The organism is Streptomyces sp. ISL-12 (assembly GCF_018614415.1).
In the GTDB taxonomy this organism is placed as follows: Bacteria; Actinomycetota; Actinomycetes; order Streptomycetales; family Streptomycetaceae; genus Streptomyces.
On the sequence record NZ_JAGGOO010000028.1, the window covers coordinates 91,455 to 106,895 of the forward strand.

A 15,441-nucleotide genomic window follows, 5' to 3' on the forward strand; every position below is an offset into this window, starting at 1 on the left:
CGACCTTGATCGGGCGCTGACCGGGCCTGTGCGCTTTATGGTGGTCCGGTGCGAATCGTTCCCCGCTGGGCCCTGCTCTCCTCCGGGTGCGCGCCCGTCCTGCTCATCGCGGGCTGGACGATCGCGGCGGCCCTGGAAGGGCCCGGCTACGACCCCCTCGCCCGGACGATCAGCGTCCTGGCGGCCTACGGGGCGCCCGGGTACTGGGTGATGAACGGGGCGCTGGCGGCCCTGGGCGTCTGTCACCTGCTGACCGCCTGGGGGCTGCGGGCCGCTGCCAACGCCGGCCGCCTCGCACTGGGCGGCGGCGGGGTGGCGGCGTTCGTGGTGGTGGCGCTGCCCGCGCCGAGCAGCGGGGGTTCCCTGCGCCACGGCACCGCGACCGTGATCGGCTTCACGCTTCTCGCGGTGTGGCCGGTGCTGGCCGCGTGGGGCGGCGGCGCGGCTCCCTGGGCCCTGCGGCCCGGGCCCGCGATCGCCGCGACCGCCCTGATGGCGGTGGGCGGGGTCTGGTTCATGATCGAGATGCAGCGGCAGGGCGCCGCGGGGCTCGCGGAACGGGTGGTGACGTCCGTCCAGTCCGTGTGGCCGTTCGTCGTGGTCACCTCGTGTCTCGCCCGCTCCGGGAGCCCCTCCCGGCAGCGGGACGAGCAGCCCGCCGGGCATCCGTAGGTCGTGCCGGTCGTGCCCGTTGTGCAGGGGTGCCGGCCCGTCAGTGGTGCCAGGGCAACCGGCGCGGCTCGGCCGGGACCCGTCCGGCGAGCAGATCGGCGACCAGGTCACCGAGGCCGGACGGGCGAACGGCCTCGGCGCCGACGGTCAGTTCCTCCACGGTCCACCAGCGGTGCCCCGCGTGGTGGCGGGCCTCGTGTTCCTCCTGGCCGCCGGTGTCGACCTGGTGGTCCCTGACCCGGAGGTGGAAGAAGACGTCCTGGAAGAGCCCCTCGGCCCAGCCCAGGTCGGCGTGTCCGGACGTCTGGGCCACGGGGGAGCCGAGCGCCTCGGACGTGACGGACAGCCCCGTCTCCTCGAACAGCTCCCGCGCAGCGGCCTCCGCGAGGGTCTCGCCCTCCTCCACGCCCCCTCCGGGAGTGGACCAGTCGTGGCCCCTGTCGGGAGCGTCCGGGTCGGTGTGGGACTTGAGCAGCAGGACCCGGCCCGCCTCGTCGACGAGCACGACACGGGCGGAGCGGCGGCGGTACGTTTCCTGATCGGGCACCGCGTCAGCCTAGAAGATCAGGTACCGCGTCGGGCAGGAAGATCGGGCGTCGCGTCAGGCGAGGAGATCGGGTGCCGCGTCGGGCCGGAAGATCCGGCACCATGCCGGGCCGGAAGATCGGGTGCCGCGTCGGACCGGAACCCGGATGAAGACGTGGAGGTCACGACCCGCTCGTCCCGCCCGCCGTCCACTCGCCCGGCCCGCCGCCGCGCCAGTCGATCAGCCGCGAGCGGACCACGTCCATCTCGTCCCAGCCCTGCAGCCCGGCCTCCTGCAGGAAACGGGCGATGTCCCGCACGCTGTACGCCCGGCCGAGGATCTCCCCGTCCACCCGCACGCGCCGGGCTCCGTCGTCGTCGGGCGGGTACACGGTCACCGGGTGCGTCGCAGCCATGTCACCAGCGTGCGGGCGGCGGCGACGGTACGCACGCGGAACGCGGGGCCCGCGGACCGGCTCTTGAGGGCGGACACTCTGCCGCACGTGTGCGCGAGAGGGTTAGGGTCGGCACCGTCTTGTCGATGCGAAGGGGGACGCGGAGTATGCGCGGGACGGTGACAGCGGTCAGCAGCAACGGTGAGCACTCCTTCACCAAGCCCAACCGGCCGAGCATCACCCTGCTGGCCGGCCTGGGGGTGGAGGGCGACGTGCACGCCGGCGTGACCGTCAAGCACCGGTCGCGGGTCGCGCAGGACCCCACCCAGCCGAACCTGCGCCAGGTCCACCTCATCCACGAGGAACTGTTCACCGAGGTCGGCGAAGAAGGCTTCGAGGTCGCGCCCGGCGAACTCGGCGAGAACGTCACCACCCGCGGTCTCGACCTGCTCGGCCTGCCGGTCGGCACACTGCTGCGCCTCGGCGACACGGCGGTGCTGGAGGTCACCGGCCTGCGCAATCCCTGTCTCCAGATCGACGCGTTCCAGGACGGCCTGCTCAAGCGGGTGGTGGGCCGGGACGAGGAGGGCAGGACCGTGCGCAGGGCCGGGATCATGACCATCGTGCGGGAGGGCGGCGTGGTCCGCCCCGGCGACACGATCACGGCGGAACTGCCCACCGGGCCGCACCGGCCGCTGGACCGCGTCTGACCCACCACGGGCCGGTTTACGGTGCCGCCGCTCGCGCCGCGTCAGGGCGGTCCGGCGAGGTGAGCCGCTCGCCCCGCTCGCCCCGCCCGTCTCGTCCGTCTCAAAAAGCTGCCCGCATGGCGAGACGACATGGCTTCCGGAGTCTTGTGTTCCGTATATTCGCACGCATGTCTGTCTCGGCTCCCTTGCTGTGCCTCGCGCTGTTCGCGAACTCCGCGTGGTGCGTCGACGACGGTCTCTGTCGCCCCTGAGACCCGTCCCGTCCGCGCCACCCGCGCCGTCGGGCGCCCCGTGCCCCCGCCCGTCGCCCCCCGTGCACCACCCCGGAGACCATCCGTGACCACCGCCCCGCCCGCCGGGCCGGCCGCGCCGCCGCGCGTGCCCGCCGGCCTGTTCACCCCTTCGCCCACCTCCTCGGCCCGGCCGGACGCACCGCCCCTGCCCCCGGTCCGGCGCACGCCCCTCGTCGTGGCCGGGCTGCTGGCCGTGGCCCTGACCGCCTACGTGTGGTCCGCGCATGGCGCCAAGCCCGGCGTACTGCTCCTGCTGGGCCTCGGCCTCGGCGTGGCCCTCTTCCACTCCCGTTTCGGTTTCACCTCCGCCTGGCGCCAGCTGGTCGCGGTCGGCAACGGCACCGGACTGCGGGCGCACACCCTGCTGCTCGGCACCACCGCCACCCTGTTCGCGGTGATCATCGGTACCGGTACGGGGCTGTTCGGCTCCCAGCCGGCCCCCTCGGGCGGCTCGCTCGGCATCGGCCTCGTCGTCGGCTCGGCGCTCTTCGCGGTCGGCATGCAGCTCGGCGGCGCCTGCGCCTCCGGCACGCTCTTCGCCGTCGGCTCGGGACAGACCTCGGTGGTGCTGACCCTCGCCGGGTTCATCGCCGGCGCCACGCTCGCCGCCTGGCAGTTCGACCTGTGGAAGGACCTGCCGGCCTGGGACCCGGTCGTGCTGTCCGACCACATCGGCTGGTTCGGCTCCTGGGCGGCGACGATCGCCGCGCTGCTGGTGGTGGTGTTCGTCTCGCGCCGTGTCCAGGCCCGCCGCAACCCGCCGCCGCTCGGCTCCGTCCCCTCGGCGCGCGGCGCGGCCGTCCGGGCGCTGCGCGGCTCCTGGCCGCTGGCCGCCGGCGCCCTGGCGCTGGCCGTGCTGGGCGCGGGCGTACTGCTGGTCTCCGGCGGCGCCTGGGGCGTCACCAGCGCCTTCAGCCTGTGGGGATCGGAGCTGGTGGGAGCGCTCGGCGGCCATCCGGAGAACTGGACGTGGTGGAAGCAGCCCGGCAACGCCGACATGCTGGCGGGTCCGGTCCTCGCCGACAAGACCAGCCTCACCGACATCGGCATCATGATCGGCGCGGCCGTGGCCGCGGCCCTCGGCGGCAGCTGGGCCCTGCACCGCGGCATCCCCTGGCGCACGGCGGTCGCGTCGGTGCTCGGCGGTGTGCTGATGGGCATCGGCGCACGCCTGGCCGGCGGCTGCAACATCGGCGCCTACCTCGCGGGCATCGCCTCGGGCAGCCTCAGCGGCTGGGTGTGGGGCGCCGTCGCCCTGGCCGGCACCTGGGTCGGTCTCAAGCTGCGTCCGCTGTTCGGCCTGGGCAACCCCAAGCCGGGCGACGGCGTCTGCTGAACGGACGGCAGCCGTCCGAGGAGTGAGACGGTACGCGGGGGTGGTACGGACGACGGTCCGTACCACCCCCGCTTCGGTGGACGCCGCCGCCGACCGAGCCGGCCGACCAGCCGCCGTGCCCGCCGCCCGAGGGACTCCCTCTGGACCCGGCGCCGGGCGGCCACCATCCTGGTGAGCGCCGTTCCCGCAACCGGCCCCCAGTGAGGTGGCAGCAGTATGACCGTCGTCGATCTCGCCGCGCTCGGTGAGTCCTTCACCCGCGACCCGTATCCCGTCTACGCGCGCTTACGGGCCCAGGGCCCCGTGCACCGCATCCGGATGCCGGAGGGCATGGACGCCTGGCTCGTCGTCGGCTACGAGGCCGGACGGGCCGCGCTGACCGACCCCAGGCTCTCCAAGAACTGGGACAACGCGGCGCCCGCCTTCCGGCACGGCGCGATCTCCGCCGGCCCGCACATGCTCCGCGCGGACCCGCCCGACCACACCCGGCTGCGGAAACTGGTCGCCCGGGAGTTCACCGCGCGGCGCGTGGAGCAGCTCGCGCCGCGCGTCCAGAAGACCACCGACGAACTCGTCGACGCCATGCTCGCCGCCCCCGGCGGACGCGTCGACCTGGTCGAGGCGCTGTCCTTCCCGCTGCCGATCTCCGTCATCTGCGATCTGCTCGGCGTCCCGGACCTGGACCGCCGGTCCTTCCGCACCTGGTCGAACGACGCACTGGGCGCCACCGACCCGGCACAGCGCGAGGCCGCCGCCACCGCCATGGTCGGCTACCTGACCGAGCTGATCGAGGACAAGCGCCGGCACCTCGGCGACGACCTGATGAGCGCCCTGATCCACGGTTCGGACGAGGACGGCGACTCCCTCTCGCCGAGGGAACTCCTCGGCATGGCCTGGCTGCTGCTCGTCGCCGGTCACGAGACCACCGTCAACCTCATCTCCAACGGCGTCCTCGCCCTGCTCACCCATCCGGAGCAACTGGCCGCCCTGCGCGCCGACCCGGGCCTCATGGGCAACGCGGTCGAGGAGATGCTCCGCTTCGACTCACCGGTGGAGACCCCGACGTACCGCTTCACCACCGAGCCGATGACCATCGGGGGCACCACCGTGCCCGGCGGCGGCGAACTCGTCCTCGTCGCCCTGGCCGACGCCAACCGCGACCCGGACCGTTTCCCGCAATCCGACCGCTTCGACATCACCCGGGACGCCCGCGGCCACATCGCGTTCGGCCACGGCATCCACTACTGCCTGGGCGCGCCGCTGGCCCGTCTGGAGGCCCGTATCGCCATCGGTACGCTGCTGGACCGCTGCGGCGGCCTGGACCTGGACATCCATCCGGCCGCCATCACCTGGCGCACCGGCATGCTGATCCGCGGCCCGCACAGCCTGCCGGTGCGGGTCACCCCGTAGCGGCGGCCTCGCGGGTGCGGGACGGACCGCGCTGGCCCACGCTGGAAGGGCGACGGCCGGGAGCGGTCCGGTGCGCGGGAGCCACGAGGGAGCGGGCCATGGCCAAGAGCCGGGACGAGGGCAAGGGGCTGAAGAAGGGCGACAAGGTCGCCTGGAGCAGCCACGGCAGTGAGACCGAGGGCAAGGTGGAGAAGAGGATCACCGAGCGGACGGAGGCGGCCGGCCGCACGGTGGACGCCTCCCCGGACGACCCGCAGTACCAGGTGCGCAGCGAGAAGTCGGGCAAGGCCGCCGTGCACAAGCCGTCGGCCCTCAAGAGGAAGAAGTGAACCGGCGTGGGCGGCGATGAGCACGAGGAGACCTGGGCGGGCTTCCGTGACCTGGTGAACATGACACCGGCCGACCTGGAGAGGTGGCTGTCCACCGAGGAGTCGATGGACGCGGGGCAGCACAACGACGGGGGAGAGTCCACCGGCCACGCCTCCGGCCGTCGGATCGTGGAGATCCTGCGCGCCAGGAAGGCCGACCTCACCGACGACGACTACGCCCACATGCGCAAGGTCGTCGGCTACGTCCGCCGGCATCTGGCCCAGCGGCCGTCGGGTGACGTGTCGGACACCAAGTGGCGGTACTCGCTGATGAACTGGGGCCACGACCCGCTGGCGTGACCCCGGCGGACGGCCGCCTCCGCGCTCACGCGGTCGCCGCTGTCTCCGGCTCGCGGGGCGGGTCGGTCAGCTGCTCGCGCAGGTAGTTCCACACCACCGCGATCAGCGCGGCGACCGGCACGGCCAGCAGGCTGCCCACGATGCCGGCCAGACTGCCGCCCAGCGTCACCGCCAGCAGGATCACCGCGGCGTGCAGCCCCAGCCCGCGGCTCTGGATGATCGGCTGGAACACGTTCCCCTCCAACTGCTGCACCACGATGATGATGGCCAGCGCGATCAGCGCGTCCGTCGGTCCGTTGGACACCAGCGCGATGAGGACCGCGACGAAACCGGCGAAGAGCGCGCCGATGATGGGCACGAACGCGGACACGAAGGTAAGCACCGCCAGAGGCAGCACCAGCGGCACCCCGAGGATCCACAGTCCGAGGCCGATGAAGACGCCGTCCAGTACCCCCACGAGTGCCTGGGAGCGCACGAAGGAACCCAGGGTGTTCCAGCTGCGGGACGCGACGGCCGGGATGTCGGTGGCGAGCCGGCCGGGCAACTGGCGGGTGAGCCAGGGCAGGAACCGGGGCCCGTCCTTGAGGAAGAAGAACATCAGGAAGACCGCGAGCACGGCGGTGACCAGTCCGTTGACGACGGTGCCCACGCCCGTGGCGACGGTGTCGACCACACTGCCGACACTGTCCTGGATACGGGCCATCGCGGAGTCCACGGCACTGGTGATCTGCGCGTCACCGATGTTCAGCGGCGGCCCCGCGGCCCACTCGCGCAGCCGCTGGATGCCCTCGACGACGCCGTCGGTCAACTCGTCGGTCTGCGAGGCCATCGGCACCGCGATCAACGCCACCACCCCGGCGGCGGCCAGCAGGAACACCACGGTCACGGTGGACGCGGCCAGCGCCGGGTGCCACCCGTGCCGGCGCAGGAAGCGGGCCGGGGGCCAGGTGAGCGTGGTGAGCAGCAGACCGACGACCAGCGGCCACACGACCGACCACATCCGGCCGAGGAGCCAGAGGGTCACCGCGAGCATCGCGAGAAGCAGCAACAGGTCGACGGAGATGCGAGCCCCGGTACGGAGCGCGGCGCGGGTTCTCGCGGAACTCAACGTGACAGACATGGGGTTCACCCTATGGCTCCCGCCTCCACGATTCAGCCGGTGAGTGCCCGCAGACGCTCTGGTCCTGCCGTCGCCCCCCTGTGCCGTGATGCTCGGCTCCACCGTGGTGCGGTGACCCGTGACTCCCTCTTCGGCGACACCGGCCACCTCATGCCCCTGTCCACCGACCACGCGGAGGCCCTGTTCCCCTCCGCCTCCGACCCGGAGGTATGGCGCTGGATGCCCCGCCCGCGTCCCGCCACCGTGGCCGGGACGCGCGAGACGCTCGGGCAGATGACCGCCGATCCGGACCGGCGCTGCTTCGCCGCCCAGCGGCGCGGCGACGACGCCGTGATCGGCTCCACCAGCCTCTACGACATCGACCTGGCCGAGAGCCGCGCGGAGATCGGCGCGACATGGTTCGACCGCTCCTGCTGGGGAGGTCCCTACAACGCCGAGTCCCAACTCCTGCTGTTCGCCCACGCCTTCGAGGACCTGGGGCTCGCCCGGCTCGCGCTGCGCACCGACCACCTCAACGAGCGCTCCCAGCGCGCCCTGACCCGTCTCGGCCCGGTCCACGAGGGCACGCTCCGCAGCCACATGCGCCGCCAGGACGGCACCCGCCGCGACTCGCTGTACTACAGCCTGCCCGCGGACGAGTGGCCGACGGCACGTGAGACCTTGCGGGAGCGGATCGCAGCCAAGAGCCGGGATCGGGGGCCGCAGCGGTCCGCAGGGTGAGGTGAGGTGGTCCCACGGCACGCCCGTGTTTCATCGGATTCTCATCCCTCGCCCATGGCGGCCCCGGGGGTGACCCGCGTTATCGTCGAGCAGCCAGCAGGGGGGCCAGAACCGCAGGTCGACGGCAGGAAGCGCGGTGCCGATGTCGAACGGTACGAGAACGGACATGCGCCGGGTGGTGCGCGGCATACGGCGGCGGCTGCGGAGACTCGCGGAACCCCCCGTGCCCGAGTCGGCCCGGCGGCTCGTACCGGAACCGGTGTTCGTCATCTCCTCCGTGCGTTCCGGCTCCACTCTGCTGCGGGTGCTGCTCAACAGCCACCCGGAGATCCGGGCCCCGCACGAGATGCATCTGCGGACCCTCACGGTCGACCTGGCCAAGCCGTACACCAAGAAGGCGATGGCGGAACTCCAGCTCGATCAGCGGGAGTTGGAGTACCTGCTGTGGGACCGGATCCTCCACCGAGAGCTGGTGCGCAGCGGCAAGAAGATCATCGTCGACAAGACACCCGGGAACGCGGGCGTCTGGGAGCGGCTCCACGAGGGCTGGCCACGGGCCCGCTACGTCTTCCTGCTGCGCCACCCCGCCTCGATGGTCAGCTCCCTGATCAACAACCGTCCGGACCGTGACCTCGACGCCACCGTCCGGGAGGTACGCGGTTATGTCGAAGCCGTGCAGGCGGCCCGCACCGCGCTGCCGGGTCTGACCGTCCGCTACGAGGAACTGACGGAACAGCCGGAGCGGACCACCCGCGAGCTCTGCGCGTTCCTCGGCGTCCCGTGGACGTCCGGCATGCTGGAGTACCGCAAGGGCGATCACGGGCCGTTCGTGCCGTTCATCGGTGACTGGAGCGACAACATCAAGTCCGGGTCGATCCAGAAGGCCCGCCCGCTGCCGCTCCCCGAGGACGTGCCGGCGCCGCTGCGCGACATCGCGCGCGCCTGGGACTACCCCTGTTGAGGCGCTCGCGCCGAGCGGCCCGCCGCCGTGCCGGTGCCGGTCGTCAGCCGCGGTCCGCGGCCGTGGCCGTGGTGAACGAGATCCACACGTCCGGCGGCACCTGAGGCCGGTGCGGCACCGGCCGGCGCTCCTCGGTCCAGGCGGCCCCGGCGATCTCCGTGGCGGTGCGGCGCCAGAACGCGACCGCGGGCGCGTTGGCGTCCTGGAAGGGGATCTTCCACGGCCCCGGATGCCTGGCGACGACCTCCCGAACACCCCGCAGCCCGATCCCGGTCCGGCGGGCACCCCGAACGACGAAGAAACTGTTCATGACCCGCGCCGGACCGCACAGCGCGCGGACGAAGACGAAACCGGCCGGACTGTCACCGCTCAGCAAGAGGTACGGTGCCCAGTCGGCGTCCGTGAAGGCCGAGTGCAGCCGGTCGCTGCGGAAGGTCCCGTCCCCTCCGGGCAGCGAACCGTCCAGCTCCGACAGGTCATGACGGAACATCAGCCACAGCCGTTCCACGGTCGGGCGGTCGGCGGCGAGGGCGGGGCGGACGATGCCGGGCATGGGGCTCCTCCGTGGTGGTGGGTTTTCGGGCATGAGAAAAGCCTCCCCGGCGGACGTCCGTCCCGGCCAGGAAGGCCTCTGTGCACTGCCGGGGACTCTACCGGACGGTCACGGAAGCGACGGAATGGTCCCGGACGCCGACGACGGCACGCCGTACGATCGCCGCGTCAGTGTCACGGAGGCGGGGCTCCAGCGTGGCGCCCGGGTCGATCGCTCCGGAAGGGAATGCCGTGCGGGTCAGCCTCAAGGACGTCGCCGCGCACGCGGGGGTCTCCATCAAGACCGTCTCCAACGTGGTGAACGACTACCAGCACGTCACCCCCGCCATGCGCGCACGCGTCCAGCGGTCCATCGACGCCCTCGGCTACCGGCCCAACCTGGCCGCCAGGCCCCATCGAGCTGGAGACCGAGGACCTGCGCGACCGCGCGGAGAACGTGCCGCTGGTGCTGCCGGGCGAGCGCGAGTACGACCTGCCCTGCGACCGCATCGCCATCGACAACGTCGCCGCCGACCGCGCCGCCGTCCGGCACCTGGTCGAAGTGGGGCGCCGGGAAGTGGCGTTCATCGGCGCCCGGCGCGGCCGCAGCGAACCGGCCCGACTCCGGGTGCGTGGCTGGCGCGAGGAACTGACCGCCGCCGGACTGGCCGCCGACGACGGCCTGGTGGCCGCTGACGACGGCCTGGTGGCCGCCGCCGACGGCTGGGGACACGCGGAGGGCGAGGCGGCCATGGTCCGCCTCCTGGACTCCGGCCGGCGCCCCGACGCGGTCTTCGCCTACAACGACCCGATGGTCATCGGCGCCATGCGGGTGCTGCACGCACGCGGAGTCCGGGTCCCCGAGGACATCGCGGTCGTCGGCTTCGACGACGTGGTCGAGGGCCGGTTCGGCGCGGTGAGCCTCACCTCCGTGTCACCGGACAAGGCGGCCATCGGCCGGCCGGCGGTGAGTCGGTACTGATCCGGCTCGGCGGCGGAGCCGTTGAGCCCCGCCGCATCCGGGCGGGCTACCGCCTGGCCGTACGCGAGAGCACCCTGGGGCGCGCGGGCGAAGGCCGGGGCGGCGACGTCACAGGTACGGCCGGGTGATCAGTTCGATCGCATGCCCGGCGGGGTCCTTGAAGTAGACGCCACGGCCGCCGTGTTCGTCGTTGGTCTCACCCGGGCGCCGCATCTGCGGATCGGCCCAGTGCTCGACGCCGCGCTCGCACAGCCGCCGGTACGCCCGGTCGAACAGCTCGTCGTCGACCAGGAACGCGTAGTGCTGCATCTGGATCTCCACCGGCGGCTCGGCGAACTGGAGCAGTACGCCGTCGCTGAGCTGGATGTTGGTGAACGGCCCCCAGGACGGCGCCTCGGGGAGCTCCAGCAACTCCCGGAAGAAACGCGCCGACTCGGCGCGGTCCACGGCGGCGATGATGGTGTGGTTGAACGTGACGGTCATACGGCTGATCTCGCTCTCGCTCGACATGGGAAGGGAACTCATGCGGGCGAGCACGGGGAGGACCACGTGGCCGGTGCGCGGGGCGCGTCGCGCGCACCCGCCGTGCGGTCAGTCCTCCACCGGATTGCCGTTCCGTGTGTGGCGTTTCGTCGCCGGTCCGGTGTTCACGGTGGACCACCCTACCCCGCGTGTCACGAGATGTTCATGACTTCACAAATCCGCCCTGCCAGCGGGAACGGACCGACGCATCGCGCCGCGCGGCAGCGGAGCCTCCGGATTAATTATCCGGAGTGTTGACGTAATTCGCCGCGCGTTCGCATGCTGAGGGCGTCCCCTCCGAGGGGCCTTTTCCGCACGTCACGGCCGGGCCACCGGCGTTCCCGACGACGAAAGAGAACGTGACTGATGAGCCACACCGAGAAGAGGTTCACCGTCGGCCGCCGGTCCCTGCTGGCGGGAGTCGCCGGCGTGGGCGCGGGCGCCGTGCTCCCGGCGGCCGGCGCGCGGGCGGAACCGGCCGCCGCCGTACCGGCCGAGGCGGCGGCGGGGCGGCGGTACCCGGCGAACTGGCCCGACCCCGAGCCCTACGGTCTGGCCGACGCCCGGCTGGACCTGTGGCCGCGGGAGGACAACTCCTTCGTCCTTCCACTGGAGTTGCGCCCCCGTGACGAGGAGCGCGGCGTGGTCTGGATCCGGGACACCTACGTCAACTGCTTCGTCGTCGACGGCCGTCCGCTCTATGTCGCCACCGGCACCACCCGGGTGCCGGGGCTCGACGTGGCCGCCCCCTGGAACGACGGCATCTTCGTCTGGACGGCCCGCTCCCTCGAGGGACCCTGGAGCCTGGCCGACACCACCGCCATCCGGCCCGGCGCGGAGAAGGGCAAGGTGTGGTCGCCGGAGTTCGTCGACGAGAACACCGACGGACGCACGGTCGTCGCCCCCTGGCAGGAGTACTGGTACGACGACACGTACGGCAAGCGCGGCCACGCCTGGGCCCCGGAACTGCACTACTTCCGCGGCACGTGGTACCTCGTCGCGTGCACCGGCGACTACGCCCAGAAGGTCGGCTCGTTCATGCTGGTCAGCGAGGGCGGCGTCGAGGGTCCGTACCGGCTGGTCGAGGGCAACCTGGAGAAGCCCTTCGGTGACTCGTTCATCGGCGGGCCGAGCTTCATCGAACCCGGCGCCTACCACCACATCGACGGCGGCCTCTACACCGAGGGCGACGACGCGTGGCTCGTCCTGCACAACAACCTGTACGCCAAGTTCCGGGACGACATGGAGGACATCGTCACGCCGACGAACCTGCCGACGTTCCAGCAGCAGCCGTACGCGCCCGAGCCGTACCTGGAGGGCGCGTACGTGTTCAAGTACAAGGGCACGTACCACCTCGTCCACGCCGCCTGGAACCGGGCGTCCCTCAACGCCGACGGCACCACCCGCCACGCCTACGACGTGGCCGCCACGGGGCGCGTGCAGTACCAGTACGACGCGATCGTCGCCGTGTCCGACACGTTCGAGGGCCCGTACTCGAAGCGGTACACCGCCGGTGTCGGCGCCGGGCACAACAACTTCTTCGTCGATCACAAGGGCGGCCTGTGGGCGACGTACTTCCTCAACCCGGCCGCCGGCTACTGGTCCAACGCCGCGTGCGTCGACGAGGCCGCCGTGCCCGGTGTCGTACGGCTGGAGTGGACCGGCCCCGAGGGCAACCGGCTGTACGTCCGGCGCCGGAAGTAGTCCGCCGACGGGCGTGCCATTGGTGTCGTCCGGCCGACCGGTCCGAGTGACACCAATGGCTCCTTTGACATAGGTATGAAGATATATTTATGCTGTCCGTATGCCCGAGGAGAACACGTCCGCGCAGGACATCGACCACGTGGCCGCACGGCTCGTGGCGTGCCTGCCCAGGCTGACCCGGGCCCTCGACCGCCAGGTCGCGCAGGACTACGCGCGCCCCAAGCCGCCCGAGGCGCAGCTCGCGCTGTTGCGGCACGTCGAGGAGAACGACGGCACCACCGTCCGCGCGGCGGCCGAAGCCCTGCTGATGAAGCCCAACAACGTCAGCGCGCTGGTCACCCGGCTGACCGAGCAGGGGCTGCTGGAGCGTCGCCAGGACGCGGCAGACAAGAGGGTCGCGCACCTGCACCGCACCCCGCTGGCCCGGCGGCAACTCGCCGAGGTCGAACGCCTGATGGGCGCCCACCTGAGCAGTGCCCTGCGGGCGCTGACCGAAGGCGAGCTGGACGCCCTGGGCTCGGCCCTGGGGTCGCTCTCGGCACTCGAAGGGCATCTGCGCTCCCGTCACTGACCACCCGCCCCGGTCCCGCGCGGACCGGGGCCGTCAGGGCGTGGCGCGCTCGCTCGTCGAGGTCTTCTCCTTTCCGCGCTTTCCCCTGTGCCGACGGCTGTTCCGTCACGTTCCGTGGCCGGATCCGCCGTGCGGTGTCACTCCCCGTACGATCGAAGGACACGCACAGTCATGCCCTCCGCCCCCACCGCATCCTCCGCCCCACCGTCCCACGTCCCGGCCGCGGACCGCCCGCGCGGACGGCGGGCCAACCCCTGGCTGACGCTGATCGCCGTCGCCTTCGGCCTCTTCATGGTCGGCCTGGACGGCTCCGTCGTCTCCATCGCCAACCCCGAGATCGGCCGGGACCTGGGCGCCTCCACCTCCGACCTCCAGTGGGTCACCAACTCCTATCTGCTGGCCCTCGCCGCGGCCCTGATCCTCGGCGGCAAGCTCGGCGACCGGTTCGGGCGCCGCACCTTCTACCTGATCGGCGTCGCGGGCTTCACCGTCGCCTCCGTCGCCATCGGACTGGCCGGCTCCATCGAGGGCGTCATCGCCTTCCGCGCCGTCCAGGGCTTCTTCGGCGCCCTGCTGATGCCCAACACCCTCGGCATGCTGCGAGCCGTCTTCCCGCCGAAGAAGTTCGGCATGGCGGTCGGCATCTGGGCCATGGTCTCCTCGGTCTCCACCGCGCTGGGCCCCATCGTCGGCGGGCTGCTCGTCCAGCACGTCAACTGGGAGTCCGTCTTCTACATCAACGCCCCCATCGGCGTCATCGCGCTGATCTTCAGCATCGTCGTCCTGCCGCAGACGAAGAACAGCGCCGCCGCGGACGAGAAGTTCGACATCCTCGGCGTCGTGCTGCTCGCCCTCGGACTGCTCGCCGTCGTCTTCGGCGTCGTCAAGGGCGAGACCTGGGGCTGGACCTCGGGCGGCACGCTCGGCGCCATCGCGGCCGGCGTGGTGGTCCTGCTGGTCTTCGGCTTCTGGGAGAACCGGGTCGCCTCGCCCCTGCTGCCCATGCGGCTGTTCCGCAGCCGCGCGCTGACCATCGGCACGGGCGTCACCGCGCTGAACTTCTTCGTCCTGCTCGGCGTGATCTTCTTCGTCATGCTCTACCTGCAGAGCGTGCGCGGCTTCACCCCCGTCGAGGCCGGGGTGCGCACCCTGCCGCTCAGCCTCGCCTCGGTCGTCGCCTCCCCGCTCGGCGCGGCGCTCACCGACCGCTTCGGACCGCGGCTGACGATGCCGCTCGGCATGGCCCTCCAGGCGGTCGCCTGCTTCGTCATGCTCGGCTGGAGCGCCGACTCCTCGTACGCCACGATGTGGCCGCCGTTCATCGCCCTCGGCCTGGGCGTCGGCATGGTGATGTCGTCCTCCTCGGACGCCATCGTCGGCAACGCGCCGGTCAGGGACGGGGGAGTCGCGGGCGGCCTCCAGGCGACCGCCCTGCAGATCGGCGGCGCGCTCGGCACCTCGGTCCTCGTGTCGCTGATCAGCAGCCGCGTCGGCTCCACCCTCACCGGCGAACTCACCTCCGCCGGCGTGCCCGCGACCGCTGCCGCCGGGCTGGAGGAGACCAAGGACGCGGTGGCCATGGGCGTCGCGCCCGTCTCCGACGGCATGCCGGCCCGGCTCCGGGACGCCGTCGTCGAGGGCAGCCACCAGGCGTTCATGAACGGCGTGCACACCGCCGTGCTCGTCGCCGGCGTGCTGTGCGTCATCGGCGCCGTGGTGGCCGCCGTCGGCGTGCGCCGCACCGCCTCGGAGCAGCCCGCAGCCTGAGCGTGCCGCACCGCCGCGCCCGCGTCCGCCCATCGGCGGGCGCGGGCGCGGCGAAACGGGGTACTCGATGTGCATGAAGAATGAACGAGCACGCTCCGACGACGACCGGGATCCGGCCGTGGCGCGGGCGAAAGGGACCATGAGTCTCATGCGCTGGTTCCGGTGGGTCGCCTCGCTGCTGACGGTCAGTTGGGTCCTGTCCTGGGTGAACAGCCTGATCACGGGCGCACAGGGCTCGGACCGCTGGTGGCCCCTGCTGAGTGCCTTCCTGTGGGCCGGCCTGTCCGTGTACGCGTTCGTCACCTACCGGCGCACCGGCCGCGACCTCTCCGGCAGGCGGCGGAGGACCGGACGGCCGGTGGCCCTGCGGTGACACGGCGCCGCTGAGGACCGCCGCGACAGGGTCCGGCGGGCGAAGCCGGCCGCGCCGTACCCCCGCGCGGGACCCGGCGGCCGGGGAGAGGGCCGCGACGACCAGGAACTCTTCCGGCCGGACCGCGCGTTGACCGGGAACAGGGACCTCCGTCCGGAGGTCCGTCCGGGCAGCGGGGAGG

At 72.2% G+C, this 15,441-nt stretch carries 17 protein-coding genes and 1 pseudogene; 13 read left to right on the plus strand and 5 right to left on the minus strand.

Features of this window, described 5'->3' with window-relative positions:
- The first annotated feature begins 48 nt into the window (after positions 1-48).
- On the plus strand, positions 49-672 hold the full coding sequence (locus J7I94_RS08495; protein ID WP_215166333.1) for a DUF998 domain-containing protein: 624 nt from the start codon (positions 49-51) through the stop codon (positions 670-672).
- Positions 673-712: 40 nt separating this feature from the next.
- Here the strand turns inward: J7I94_RS08495 and J7I94_RS08500 are convergent, their stop codons facing one another.
- Positions 713-1,219 carry an NUDIX hydrolase gene (locus J7I94_RS08500; protein WP_215166334.1) on the minus strand — a complete coding sequence of 169 codons (507 nt, stop codon included), beginning with the start codon at positions 1,217-1,219 and terminating at the stop codon, positions 713-715.
- Between the two features lie 160 nt (positions 1,220-1,379).
- On the minus strand, positions 1,380-1,613 hold the full coding sequence (locus J7I94_RS08505; protein ID WP_215166335.1) for a hypothetical protein: 234 nt from the start codon (positions 1,611-1,613) through the stop codon (positions 1,380-1,382).
- Between the two features lie 146 nt (positions 1,614-1,759).
- Here J7I94_RS08505 and J7I94_RS08510 point away from each other — a divergent pair, with 146 nt between their 5' ends.
- The 5 genes from J7I94_RS08510 (at position 1,760) to J7I94_RS08530 (ending at position 6,009) form a co-directional block, all read left to right on the plus strand.
- The gene (locus tag J7I94_RS08510) at positions 1,760-2,302 is read left to right on the plus strand and encodes an MOSC domain-containing protein (RefSeq protein ID WP_215166336.1); all 543 of its coding nucleotides are present in this window, start codon (positions 1,760-1,762) and stop codon (positions 2,300-2,302) included.
- A 336-nt stretch (positions 2,303-2,638) separates the two neighbouring features.
- Positions 2,639-3,931: a YeeE/YedE family protein gene (locus tag J7I94_RS08515; RefSeq protein ID WP_215166338.1), complete on the plus strand. Its 1,293-nt coding sequence runs from the start codon at positions 2,639-2,641 to the stop codon at positions 3,929-3,931.
- A gap of 216 nt (positions 3,932-4,147) precedes the next feature.
- Entirely contained in the window at positions 4,148-5,341 is a 1,194-nt protein-coding gene (locus J7I94_RS08520; RefSeq protein ID WP_215166339.1) for a cytochrome P450, read from the plus strand.
- Between the two features lie 98 nt (positions 5,342-5,439).
- Positions 5,440-5,670 carry a DUF2945 domain-containing protein gene (locus J7I94_RS08525; RefSeq protein WP_215166341.1) on the plus strand — a complete coding sequence of 77 codons (231 nt, stop codon included), beginning with the start codon at positions 5,440-5,442 and terminating at the stop codon, positions 5,668-5,670.
- 6 nt (positions 5,671-5,676) lie between these two features.
- Positions 5,677-6,009: a DUF3140 domain-containing protein gene (locus J7I94_RS08530; RefSeq protein ID WP_215166342.1), complete on the plus strand. Its 333-nt coding sequence runs from the start codon at positions 5,677-5,679 to the stop codon at positions 6,007-6,009.
- Positions 6,010-6,034: 25 nt separating this feature from the next.
- Here the strand turns inward: J7I94_RS08530 and J7I94_RS08535 are convergent, their stop codons facing one another.
- Complete coding sequence (locus tag J7I94_RS08535) at positions 6,035-7,129, minus strand: AI-2E family transporter (protein WP_215166343.1); 1,095 nt, start codon at positions 7,127-7,129, stop codon at positions 6,035-6,037.
- A 111-nt stretch (positions 7,130-7,240) separates the two neighbouring features.
- Between J7I94_RS08535 and J7I94_RS08540 the strand changes: the two genes are divergently transcribed.
- Complete coding sequence (locus J7I94_RS08540; protein WP_215166344.1) at positions 7,241-7,849, plus strand: GNAT family N-acetyltransferase; 609 nt, start codon at positions 7,241-7,243, stop codon at positions 7,847-7,849.
- Between the two features lie 142 nt (positions 7,850-7,991).
- Entirely contained in the window at positions 7,992-8,810 is an 819-nt protein-coding gene (locus J7I94_RS08545; protein ID WP_215166345.1) for a sulfotransferase, read from the plus strand.
- Positions 8,811-8,853: 43 nt separating this feature from the next.
- On the opposite strand, the gene J7I94_RS08550 is transcribed toward J7I94_RS08545, so the two are convergent.
- Complete coding sequence (locus J7I94_RS08550; RefSeq protein ID WP_215166346.1) at positions 8,854-9,363, minus strand: GNAT family N-acetyltransferase; 510 nt, start codon at positions 9,361-9,363, stop codon at positions 8,854-8,856.
- 230 nt (positions 9,364-9,593) lie between these two features.
- On the opposite strand from J7I94_RS08550, the pseudogene J7I94_RS08560 reads away from it, so the two are divergent.
- Positions 9,594-10,451, plus strand: a pseudogene (locus J7I94_RS08560) (LacI family DNA-binding transcriptional regulator).
- Here J7I94_RS08560 and J7I94_RS08565 read toward each other — a convergent pair.
- Positions 10,432-10,806: a VOC family protein gene (locus tag J7I94_RS08565; protein WP_215166462.1), complete on the minus strand. Its 375-nt coding sequence runs from the start codon at positions 10,804-10,806 to the stop codon at positions 10,432-10,434. The pseudogene J7I94_RS08560 and the gene J7I94_RS08565 sit on opposite strands and share 20 nt — an antisense overlap.
- 405 nt (positions 10,807-11,211) lie before the next feature.
- Here J7I94_RS08565 and J7I94_RS08570 point away from each other — a divergent pair, with 405 nt between their 5' ends.
- The 4 genes from J7I94_RS08570 to J7I94_RS08585 all read left to right on the plus strand — a co-directional run bounded on the left by J7I94_RS08570 (position 11,212) and on the right by J7I94_RS08585 (position 15,260).
- Positions 11,212-12,549, plus strand: coding sequence for a family 43 glycosylhydrolase (locus J7I94_RS08570; RefSeq protein ID WP_215166347.1), 1,338 nt, complete (start codon positions 11,212-11,214; stop codon positions 12,547-12,549).
- Between the two features lie 100 nt (positions 12,550-12,649).
- A complete protein-coding gene (locus J7I94_RS08575) occupies positions 12,650-13,120 on the plus strand; it encodes a MarR family winged helix-turn-helix transcriptional regulator (RefSeq protein WP_215166348.1) in 471 nt (156 codons plus the stop codon).
- 171 nt (positions 13,121-13,291) lie between these two features.
- The gene (locus J7I94_RS08580) at positions 13,292-14,887 is read left to right on the plus strand and encodes an MFS transporter (protein WP_215166349.1); all 1,596 of its coding nucleotides are present in this window, start codon (positions 13,292-13,294) and stop codon (positions 14,885-14,887) included.
- Positions 14,888-15,035: 148 nt separating this feature from the next.
- Entirely contained in the window at positions 15,036-15,260 is a 225-nt protein-coding gene (locus J7I94_RS08585) for a hypothetical protein (RefSeq protein WP_251074838.1), read from the plus strand.
- Positions 15,261-15,441: the final 181 nt, after the last annotated feature.

What these genes read in the sequence shown, in the direction of transcription:
- J7I94_RS08505 (WP_215166335.1), bottom strand. Translation starts at nt 1,613, where the DNA reads ATGGCTGCGACGCACCCGGTGACCGTGTACCCGCCCGACGACGACGGA.
- J7I94_RS08545 (WP_215166345.1), top strand. Translation starts at nt 7,992, where the DNA reads ATGTCGAACGGTACGAGAACGGACATGCGCCGGGTGGTGCGCGGCATA.
- J7I94_RS08580 (WP_215166349.1), top strand. Translation starts at nt 13,292, where the DNA reads ATGCCCTCCGCCCCCACCGCATCCTCCGCCCCACCGTCCCACGTCCCG.
- J7I94_RS08535 (WP_215166343.1), bottom strand. Translation starts at nt 7,129, where the DNA reads ATGTCTGTCACGTTGAGTTCCGCGAGAACCCGCGCCGCGCTCCGTACC.
- J7I94_RS08585 (WP_251074838.1), top strand. Translation starts at nt 15,036, where the DNA reads ATGCGCTGGTTCCGGTGGGTCGCCTCGCTGCTGACGGTCAGTTGGGTC.
- J7I94_RS08550 (WP_215166346.1), bottom strand. Translation starts at nt 9,363, where the DNA reads ATGCCCGGCATCGTCCGCCCCGCCCTCGCCGCCGACCGCCCGACCGTG.
- J7I94_RS08510 (WP_215166336.1), top strand. Translation starts at nt 1,760, where the DNA reads ATGCGCGGGACGGTGACAGCGGTCAGCAGCAACGGTGAGCACTCCTTC.
- J7I94_RS08575 (WP_215166348.1), top strand. Translation starts at nt 12,650, where the DNA reads ATGCCCGAGGAGAACACGTCCGCGCAGGACATCGACCACGTGGCCGCA.
- J7I94_RS08525 (WP_215166341.1), top strand. Translation starts at nt 5,440, where the DNA reads ATGGCCAAGAGCCGGGACGAGGGCAAGGGGCTGAAGAAGGGCGACAAG.
- J7I94_RS08565 (WP_215166462.1), bottom strand. Translation starts at nt 10,806, where the DNA reads ATGACCGTCACGTTCAACCACACCATCATCGCCGCCGTGGACCGCGCC.
- J7I94_RS08570 (WP_215166347.1), top strand. Translation starts at nt 11,212, where the DNA reads ATGAGCCACACCGAGAAGAGGTTCACCGTCGGCCGCCGGTCCCTGCTG.
- J7I94_RS08520 (WP_215166339.1), top strand. Translation starts at nt 4,148, where the DNA reads ATGACCGTCGTCGATCTCGCCGCGCTCGGTGAGTCCTTCACCCGCGAC.